We start from the raw sequence: 9,965 nt of genomic DNA, 5'->3' as shown, positions 1-9,965 counted from the left end.
TGACCGGGGCCGGAACTCGGGCCGGCGGCGAGCACCGCCATCCCGATGGCGAGTCGTACGAAGCGTTGGCTTCCCTGCAATTCTCCGAGGGAGCGTGAGGAGAGCACGATCGCCGCGGTGGTGACCGCGAGCAGCGCGGGCATCTCGACCGGGAGATCCAGGGCGATGACCAGCAGTGGTGTCGCCGCGACGAGGGTTCCCGCGCACACTGCGGCGGTGACAGCGGTGAGCCGCCGAGTGTCGGATGCGCCGTGCCGGGCGCGGTGCACGGCGACGGCCAGTTGCAGGCCGAGCCCGGGCACACCGACGATGGCCACCAGACCGACGGCGGCGGCGAGCACGCTGAGGTCGGCCGGGTCGAGCCGTCGGGCGGCCAGGACCGGCACCAGGTAGGCCAGGCCGTTGACCAGCACCCCGGCCAGGGTGACGCTGATCCCCGCGGCGCCCAGACCGTTGTTCCGTCGGCCCGGATCCTCCGTCTCCGCCGGCCGCGCCGTCTGCGTTGTCCGCTCGGTCGCCGTCGGACGGACGGGTCGCCAAGGGCTCACGTGACCTCCGAGAAGGTCGGAAGCTGCCCGTCGGCCGGCCCCGCCGGGTCAGGTTCGGTCGGGTCCGGCTTGGCCAGGTCCGAGTCTGGTCCCTCCCCGACCAGCGCAGTCGACGCAACGGCCGAGGTCACGGCGGTCGGCCTGGCCCGGCGTACGGGCCGCCGCCGGGCGGTGGTGGAGAGCCACAGAGCGCCCAGGGCAACGACGATCATGAGTTGCAACAGGGCGTCGGTGTTGCGTTGCGTCGAATTGAGATAGAGCCACCCGGCGAGCAGGACGAGCACGCCGGGGAGCCACGTCTCGACGGCCCGGCTGATCGTCCTGGCCCGACGTGGGTCGGCTGGCCAGGGCAGGCGGCGTGGGCCGGGCACCGCCAGCATGAAGCCCGCCGCGACCAGCAGGCCGCCGATGAAACCGCTCCACAACACCAGCGCGGCGGCACCGACGGCCAACAACGGCAGGGATCGGGTGACCCGACGACGGCCCCGCGGTACGGCGGTCGACGACGTGCGCCCGGTGGGCTGCCGGGCGGGCAGCACCGCGAGGAGGACCACCACCGCCAGCAGGATGCCGCCGAGCAGAAGGCCCGCCCGGTACGTCGTGTCCGGGGCGAAGCGGAGTACCACCTCCCCGGAGGTGCCGGCGGGAAGAATCCAGCCCTGCTGCCATCCGTCCACCACCAGCGGCTTCAGCGTCCGCCCGCCGATGGTCGCCTCCCAGCCGGTGTTGGTGTTCTCCCGCACGGCGAGTACGCGGTCGACGGGGTGATCGGCCACCCGTACCCGTCGTTCGGTGGCGTCCCAGGAGCCCACCTCGACGGCGCCGGCGACCGCCGCCGGGGTCGGCGTGGGCGTCCGCGGCACCAGGGCGACCCGAGTCGGCGAGGCGAGCTTGCTCGGTGTGGTCACGAGGCGATGCTCCCCGCGGCCCAGGTCAAGCTGTCGGGGTGTGGCCCGCCCGCACGGTGTGGCCGGCATTTCGCGCAGTTCCAGCAGGTCGCGGAGTGTGCCGCGGAGCGTGGTGGTCACCCGGGACGCGCCGATCTGCAGCGTCGGGCCCGACCCGCAGGCCAGTGTCAGGGGTGCGTCGAGGCGCGGTTTGACGATGGACGCTCCGGGCAGCACGGTCACCTCGCCGACCGCGACGGGCAGCTTCTCCGGCAACCGCAGCTTGTACGGGTCCGTGCTCGTGGCGGACGGCTTGTCGAGGAACTGGATGGTGATTTCGTCGGTCCGCATCGGCGGGTCCAGGCGAAGGAGCCCATCGTCGCCGAGCAGGCTACTTCGGAAACCGTCGTCGCCGACCACCCGCACACTGCCGAGGCGGGTGGCGGCTGTGCCGTCGTCGACGGAGAGCCGGAGCCCGGTGATGGTCTGCGGCTTGAGCCACGTGAGGCGCAGGATCGGTGCCTCGTCGCTGACCGCCGGTGACCAACTGGTGGTCGGGTCCCCGTCGAGCGCCGCGCCGGCCCGACCGGTCGGGTCGGCAACGGCCGTTGAGGAGGCGCTGACCTGCGCGGCGAGGCGCAGCGGCTGTGCGTCGGCCACCAGCTTGTCGAGAGTGTTGTCCAGGTCCGGGCCGGCCGTTGGCCGCGCCCACAGCTTGGCGTCGTACGCGCCGGCCGCGGGCAGGGTGAGGGTCCGGTCGATGGTGGAGGCGTCCTCGGAACCGCGGACGGCGTCGGTGGAGCAGCGCGGGTGGCCGTCGACGGAGAAGCAGGCCGGTGTGGTGGGCGCCGCCGACACGACGACGGTCGCCGGCCGGTCGGTGGCCGGTGCGGCGGGAAGGACGAGGGTACGGCTGGTCTGGATGCCGGGAATCTTGATCTCGGCGATGCCGACCGACCTGTTGCCGAGCGAGCGGAGGTCGTACGCGTCGTCGATCGTGATCTGGACCGCGCGGGTGGCGTGGACGCCGGGCAGTTCGAAGACCATGTGATCGCTGAACTGTTCGACGGTGCGGCTCTCGTACCCGGCGGTGACGGTCACCTTCGTGGGCAGGGCGTCGGCTTTCACGTCGAACCAGACCTCGACCTGGGTGACCCGTGTCGGGTTGGCGAGGCCTACCTCGACCCACTGGCGGTCGCTGGGCGAGTACGGCGCGGACTGCCAGGAGGTTTCGGGATTGCCGTCCATCGCCGCGTACGGCTGGTGCTCGGGGCGGGCGCCGCCGGGGGAGTCCACCTGCGAGCGGGCGGTCGACGCGCGGATCGCGCTGATGCCCTCGAAACGAGCGACGGTGGACTGCTGCGCTCCCCACTCGGGTAGGTAGTCGTGGGCGGGTGCCGTCACCTCGAAGGTTTCGTCGGCGGTGAGGGTCTGTGAGGCGTTGTCGCGCGCTCGGCCGAATGACACGTCCCGCCTGCGCAGCCCGTCGGTCATCGCGACCGGACCGGCGACGCCGGCAGCCGCCGCATCGCCCGCCAGGATCGTTGGCGCCGCGCCGAGCTGCCCTGCCGCGGCGAGGTCGAGGAGCGATTCGGGGCCGCCCACCACGGTGGTCACGGCGTCACTGTCGTATGCGACGACCGGCTCGACTTGCCGGTCGACCCGGTAGACCTCCAACGCCCGGACGGGCACGTCGAGCCCCTGGTCGCGGAACTCGTCCGAGGACGAGGGCTTGCCGCGCAGGGGGCCGAAGGAGGTGACGCGGGTCAACCCGGGTGAGCGATCCAGTGCCTGGCGGACCACTGCCGGGCGGGCCGTGTCGGAGCGGCCGTGGTCAAGGTCGGCGCGGAACAGGACGTGGCTGATCCCGGACCGGGCGAGCAGGTCGGCCAGCCCGGTCGAGCCGGAGCCGGTGGCGAGTGTCGACTCGATCGCGTCCAGCAGCCGGATCGTGGTCGGGGGGGTGAAGGGGATGGCGTTGCGTACCGCCCACCGGCTGTTCAGCAGCGGCTGGGCGATTTCATCGGTGGTGTTGCCCCAGTCGTACGAGGGGAAGCGCGCCCCGGGTACGACGAGCACCCGCCCGCGTCCGGTGTTCGCGTCGAGCCAGTCGGTGGCCTCATGCCAGTAGCCGGGCACCGCCTTGACGCCGCTTGGCGTGGCGAGACCGCCGGCAAGCGCGGGCGTGGCAACCGCCGTGACGGCGACCATGGCCACGCCGGCGGTGAGCCAGGCGCGTGCGACCGTTCGGGGGCGATGCTGCTCGGGCGCGGTGCGTGCCGCGCGGACGGCCAGGCCGATCAGGTGCGCCATGCCCAGGGCCAGGGGCAGGCGGAGCAGAACGTCGAACTTGTGCACGTTGCGCAGTGGGGCACCGACGCTGTCGAGGAACTCCCGCTGAGGGCCGGCGAGGATGTTCGGCAGGTCACCGACGTGCCCGAGACCGACGAGCGCGGCGCCCAGCACCAGACCGGTGATGAGGAAGCGGCGGTGCGGCATCCCGCGTCGGGACAGCCCAAGGACACCGAGGGCGGCGACCACCAGGGTGGCGGCGACCAGCACCGCCTCGTTGGCGAGTCGTGCGCCGGCCGGAAGGATCGGCCCGAACGGGGAGGCCAGGTAGGCGAGCCAGTAGGAGGCGCCGCGGAGCGTCGTGACCGCGTCGGTGACGCTGGTCGTGTTCCGGGCGGTCTCGATGTAGTCCAGGAAGGGTGGGCTGTACCGCCCCAGAACGAGCAGCGGAATCAACCACCACGCCGTGGCCAGCGCCACCGCGCCACACCAGGCGGCGATGGCGGTGACGCGTCGGCGTACGGGTTGAAGGGTGGCGAGCCAGAGCAGGGCGAGTGGCACTACCGCGGCCACGGCTGTGGCGTTGACTCCACCGGCGCAGGCGACGGCGACGGCCGACCCGGCGACGGCGCGCCGCAGGGGGGTGCCGCGGGCGAGGCCCACCAGCGGGATGAGTACCCAGGGGGCGATGGCGCTGGGCCAGGACTCCACCGAGGCGTAGCCGAGCTGGGTGAGAATGCGGGGTGACAGCGCGAAGGCGACACCGGCGATCATGCGTCCGGCGGGCGTGCCGATGCCGAGCCTGCCCGCCAGCCGTACCACTCCCAGGTAGGCGACACAGAAGATCAGCGCCCACCACAGCCGCTGGACCACCCACGGCGCGAGGCCGAGTTCCGATCCGAGCAGGAAGAACGGGCCCATCGGCCAGAGATATCCGTATGCCTGGTTCTGTAGCTGACCGAACGTGCCGGTGGGGTCCCAGAGGTGCAGCGAGCGGAGCAGCCAGCCGGCCGGGTTGACGCTCAGGTCGACCTTGGTGTCGGGGACGACCTGACCCGGGGCCTGCTGGAATGCGAGGGCGGTCAGCGCGATGCAGATGACCAGGTGCCGGAACCGTCGGGCCGTGTGCCGGCTTCGACTGGACGCCGGAGCGGCGCCACTGGTCACCTCTGCACGCATTTCGGCTCCTGTCTTCACCGGCCGGACGCGCACCCGCAGCCGACGACTGTCGCGCGACGTTATCCGGACCGGGCACGGACGGGCGACCAGGGGCGCTGCGGTGGCGTTATCGGGAGAACGGCCGTCCCCACGGCGTGTAAGCGTGTGGCAGGCTGCCGACCATGTCAATGCCAGAAGCTGAGGCCGAGACGCGTCCGGAACGCGTCGCGTCCGATGGCGACCGGCCGGGGCCGGTCGGCCGATGGTTCCGTGCCGACCGCGTCCGCGCGGTAGCGATCGCCCTCATCGTCGTGTCCGTCGCGTGGCGCGCCGGCCTTGCCACCCGTGGCTGGTTCTCGCAGGACGAGTTCGTCATCGCTGCCCAGGTCCTCGACACCCGGTTGGACGCGGACTTCCTCCTGCGTACCTTCAACAACCACCTCATGCCCGGCGGCCTGCTGGTGGCGTGGGCGATGGTGCGGGTGGCGGGCTTTGTCACCTGGCCCTGGGTGCTGCTGCTGGCGGTCGGCCAGGCGGCGATCGGGTTCGCCGTCTACCGGTTGCTGCGCCATCTGCTCCGGCCGGGCTGGGGGCTGCTCATCCCGCTGTGCCTGTTCGTGTTCAGCCCGCTGACGCTCGAGGTTTCCTCGCTGTGGCTGGTCGGGCTGCTCGTGATGCCGATGCAGTTGGCCCTGGTCATGGCGGCGACGGCCCAGGTCTGGTACGTGCGGACCGGCCGGCTGCGGCACCTCGTGGCGGTCGTCCTGTGGGTGGTGTTCGGCCTGCTCTTCGACACCAAGTCCCTGCTGATCGTGCCGCTGCTGTTCCTGCTGACCGTCTTCCTCTTCACGTCGGGCGGCGCCTGGCGCAGCCTGGTGACGACGGTCCGCCGACACTGGCCGGCGTGGCTGGTGCTCGGTGCGCTCTCGGGGGCGTACCTGGCGTTCTATCTGACCCGTCCCGCCCGCGAGTTGGACGAACCCACATCCGTCGGTCAGGTCCTCAAATTCCTCGGTGATCTGGTCGGCGAAACCGTCGTTCCGGGTCTGCTCGGCGGCCCCTGGCGTTGGGCGTACGCCGGTGACGGTCCGCCGGCCGTGAACCCGTACGACATCGCCAAGTGGCTGTCCTGGGCGGTGCTGGGGGCTCTCATCGTGGTCACCGCGCGGCGGCGCCCGTCGGCCCGGCGGGCCTGGCTGCTGCTCGCGTGCTACCTCGGGCTGGTCGCCGCGCTCTTCGCCGTGACCCGCCTCGGTGGGCCGCTCGGCTCGTTCGTGGGCATCATTCCCCGGTACGTCGCCGACGTGGTGCTGGTCGCCGCGATCTGTGTCGGCGCGGCCCTGTTGGGGACGAAGGACGCCGATGAGGAGGACGTGTCCGCGTGGCCGGTGCCGACCGTTCTGCGGGAGCCGGGTGCCTTCGCGGTCGGCCTGGTCTCGATAATCGTCGTCCTGGCCACCATCGGGGTGGGCACGCTGTGGAGCACGGCCCGTTTCGGGGACAACTGGAGCACCAAGTACGGACGGGACTACCTCGCGACGACGCAGATCGAGCTTGCCGCCGCTGCGCCGGGCACCGTCTTCCTGGAAACCACCGTCCCGGACCGCGTCATCGCCGGCTACTTCTGGCCGGACAATCTCCAGTCGCACTTCTTCCGCCCGGCCGAGCGTCGGCCCACGTTCGTGGAGGAGGCCGAGAAGCCGTTCATGTTCGACGACTTCGGCCGGATCCGTCCGGTCGCAGTTCAGGGGCGGAAGATCGTGCCCGGCACGGTGCCCGACTGCGGGCACCTGGCGGAGGGCGGTCAGCCCGCCCGAATCCCGTTGGACGGGTACCTGGAGGAGTGGCCGTACGCGATCCATTTCGGCTATGTCAGTTCAGGCGACTCGACGGCACTCTTCCGTCTCGGGGACGCCGTCCGGGTGATCACCCTGAAGCGCGGGCTGAACGACGTGTTCTTCCTGCTGGAGGGGGCTGGGGACGCCGTCGAGGTCACCGTGAGCACCTCGGGGGTCAGGGCGTGCACCCAACTGATCACCGTCGGCCGCGCGGTGCCGGCATCGTGAATGGTTGAGCAGACCACCGGCGTCGGGGCCCCACCGGTGCGGCGGGTGCGGGACGCGCTGCCGCTGTACGCCGTTGCGGCGGCTGTCACGGTGCTGGTGCTGGCCCCGCTCGCGGCACCCGGCTACGCGCTGCTGTACGACATGGTGTTCGTACCCCGGCAGCCGCTGACTTGGGATCTCGTCGCCCCGGCGCAGACTCTGCCCCGGGCGGTGCCGATGGACGCACTGATGTCCCTGGTCACCCAGCTCGTGCCGGGCTGGGCGGTGCAGCGGGTGGCGCTCGGTGGGGCGGTTCTCCTGGCCGCGGTCGGCGCCGGCCGTCTGGTGCCGACCGAACGGCTCGCGGTCCGGTTGCTCGCCGCGGTGGCGTACGCGTGGACGCCCTACCTTGCCGAGCGGCTGCTGATCGGACAGTGGGGGCTGCTGCTCGCGTACGCCGCGCTGCCCTGGTTGGTCCGGGCGGCGCTGGACCTGCGAGCGGGTCGTGATGGCGCGCTCGCTCGGGTGGTGCTCGCCGCCGCTCCCGCCGCGATCACCCCGACCGGCGGGTTGATCGCGTTGGGCACGGTGGTCCTGCTGGTGTGGGACCGGACGCACGTTCGCCGGTCGGCGCTCGTGGTGGGCGGCGTCGCGTTACTCAACGCCCCCTGGGTGACCGCGGCCCTGGTCACCGGCGCCGGCGGGTCATCCGATCCGGCGGGGGTGGCGGCGTTCGCGGCGCGTTCGGAGAACTGGGCCGGTCCGCTGGTGGCGCTCGCGGGTACGGGTGGCGTCTGGAGCGCCCAGGCGACCCCCTCCAGTCGCGCGGCACCGCTGGTGCCACTGGCGACCCTGCTCCTGCTGATCCTGGCCGGTGTCGGTGCCGGCCTGCTGCGGCGTCGGCTGCCCCCGGGTGCGGCGGTGCGGCTGGCGGTGCTCGCCGGGGTCGCCTGCCTTCTCGCTGCCCTCGGGGTGCTCCCCGGCGGGGCCGCCGCGTTGCGCTGGGCGGTGGTGCATCTGCCGGGTGCGGGGCTGCTTCGAGACGGCCAGAAGTTCCTGGCCCCGTACGCCCTGCTGCTGGTGGCGTGTGCCGCGTTGGGAGCCGAGCGGCTGGTGGCCAGGATCGACCGGGAGGTGGCGGGGGTGGTTCTGGTCGGCCTGCTGCTCCTGCCAGTGGCCGTCATGCCGGACCTCGCCTTCGGCGGTGCCGGCCGGCTCCGTCCGGTGAGCTATCCGGCGGACTGGCAGGTGGTCGCCGAGCGGGTGGCCGGCGAGCCGGGGGAGATCCTCGCGCTGCCGCTGTCCGCCTACCGGGCCTACCCGTGGAACCCGGGACGTGTCGTCCTGGATCCGTTGCCGCGCTATCTGCCGGGGACGGTGCTGACCGACGACACACTGCGGGTCGGCGATGTCGCGGTGGCCGGCGAGAATCCACGGCTCCGCGAGGTGCGCCGGGTGTTGGCCGAGGGGCGGCCCGTCTCGGCCACCGGCGTGCGCTGGGTGGTGGTGCAGCACCAACTGCCCAGCGAGGTCGACCCTGCGACCCTTCGTGATCTCGAAGCCGTTCACGAGGGACCGTCTCTCACCCTCTACCGAAATCCCGCTGTTCCTCCGGAATCGACCCCCCCTGGACTTGGTGCGTGGGCAGTCGTGATGGCGCTCGGCGCTGCCCTTCTGGTGGTCATGGCTGCCGCCATTTCGGCACTACACCGGCGCCCTACTGCGTGGTAACGTCCGCTCGCACGTCTCGCCATTGGAGGATTGGCATGCGTAGAGCTCTGACCCTGGTCGTCTCCGGCATGGTGGCGGCGTTGCTGGGGATCCTGGCCCTCGGCGGGCTCTCGGCCGCCGCGACCGCCACCGACAAAGAGGCGGCCAACGAGGCCAAGAGTGTTTCGGAAGCGGCCAAGCGTGCCGGAAAGAAGGACCCGTACGCCCCCGTGGTCTACGGCGACAGGTAGGACGGCTCGCCCCGCTGCTGCACCGGGCGGGGCGACTCCACACCGCCCAGCAGGTCCGCGAAGTGCCCACCCGCGGCCTGCCAGGTGAAGCTCGCCGCGTGCTCCCGGGCCTGCGCCCCCATCTCTCGCCGCATTTCGTCCTCGTGCAGAAGTGTGCGCACCTTCGCCAGGTAATCGTCGATGTCGTCGGCCAGCAGGCCGGTACGCCCGTCGACGACAGCTTCGGCGACTCCACCCGCTTCCCGGAACGCGACCGTTGGCGTGCCCGCGGAACCCGCCTCGACAATCGTCAGGCCCCAGCCCTCCTTGAGTGACGGGGTCAGGGCGACCCAGGCCGAGGCGAGCAGAGCGGCTTTTTCCTCCTCCGTCACGAAGCCACGGAAATCCACCCGCTCGATGATGTTCAGCTCCGCGGCGAGCTCGCGCAGGTGCGACTCCCACCAGCCCTGGCCGGCGACGACCAGCCGCAGCTGGGGCAACTCGTCGGCGAGGGCCGCGACCGCCCGCAACGCCACCTCGACCCGCTTGTGTGGCACCAGCCGATTCAGCGTCACGAGCAGCGGGAACGGTGCCCGCTCGGCGTCGGTGCGGAGCAGCGCCGGGGTGCCGTTGTGCACCACGGCGACCTGCTCCGGCGGTACGCCCAGCACGGCCAGTTCTCTACGGGTGGCCTCGGAGACGGTGACGTATCGGCACCGCCGGTAGACGCGTACGGCGAGCGATGACTCGACCCACCAGCCGAACCGGGCGGCCCACTGCGGAAGGACCACCGGCCACTGCTCGCGATGCACGTGGTGGATCAGCTTGACCACCGGGCGCCGTGTCCACAGCGGGGAGAGGAACGGCAACCCGTTGCAGACGTCGACCAGGATGTCGGGCCGGCCGCCCCGACGGCTCGACAGTGGGCCCACGCCCACTGCGCCGGCCAGGTAGCAGAGCGCCGCCCACAGGTAGACCGTGTGTCTGCCGCCGCGCCGCACCAGCCGGACGCCTGCCTCGTTGACCTCGTCGCCGGGTGCCTCGCTGTGGGCGGCGCAGAAGAGGGTGGCGCGGAAACCGCGCGACACCAACTCG

General features: G+C 71.9%; 5 protein-coding genes and 1 pseudogene. 3 read left to right on the top strand and 3 right to left on the bottom strand.

Going from position 1 to position 9,965, the window contains the following annotated elements; translation table 11 throughout:
- Both ABZ749_RS19930 and ABZ749_RS19925 read right to left on the bottom strand, forming a co-directional pair.
- Window positions 1-449, bottom strand: a pseudogene (locus ABZ749_RS19930) (polysaccharide biosynthesis protein); the annotation flags it as partial.
- A gap of 95 nt (window positions 450-544) precedes the next feature.
- Entirely contained in the window at window positions 545-4,906 is a 4,362-nt protein-coding gene (locus ABZ749_RS19925) for an alpha-(1->3)-arabinofuranosyltransferase (RefSeq protein ID WP_357229811.1), read from the bottom strand.
- Between the two features lie 161 nt (window positions 4,907-5,067).
- On the opposite strand from ABZ749_RS19925, the gene ABZ749_RS19920 reads away from it, so the two are divergent.
- The 3 genes from ABZ749_RS19920 to ABZ749_RS19910 are packed head-to-tail and all read left to right on the top strand — an operon-like array spanning window position 5,068 to window position 8,891.
- A complete protein-coding gene (locus ABZ749_RS19920) occupies window positions 5,068-6,951 on the top strand; it encodes a hypothetical protein (protein WP_357229809.1) in 1,884 nt (627 codons plus the stop codon).
- Window positions 6,952-8,661: a hypothetical protein gene (locus ABZ749_RS19915; RefSeq protein ID WP_357229807.1), complete on the top strand. Its 1,710-nt coding sequence runs from the start codon at window positions 6,952-6,954 to the stop codon at window positions 8,659-8,661.
- Between the two features lie 35 nt (window positions 8,662-8,696).
- Complete coding sequence (locus ABZ749_RS19910; RefSeq protein ID WP_124858362.1) at window positions 8,697-8,891, top strand: hypothetical protein; 195 nt, start codon at window positions 8,697-8,699, stop codon at window positions 8,889-8,891.
- Here the strand turns inward: ABZ749_RS19910 and ABZ749_RS19905 are convergent.
- The coding region (locus ABZ749_RS19905; RefSeq protein WP_357229804.1) for a glycosyltransferase family 4 protein at window positions 8,876-9,965 on the bottom strand (1,090 nt) is incomplete at its 5' end. The genes ABZ749_RS19910 and ABZ749_RS19905 overlap by 16 nt on opposite strands.

Origin of the sequence: Micromonospora sp. NPDC047753, assembly GCF_040642735.1 — a bacterium.
GTDB lineage: Bacteria > Actinomycetota > Actinomycetes > Mycobacteriales > Micromonosporaceae > Micromonospora.
Note: the sequence above shows the minus strand (reverse complement) of the source record. Positions and strands in the feature narration are given on the sequence as shown.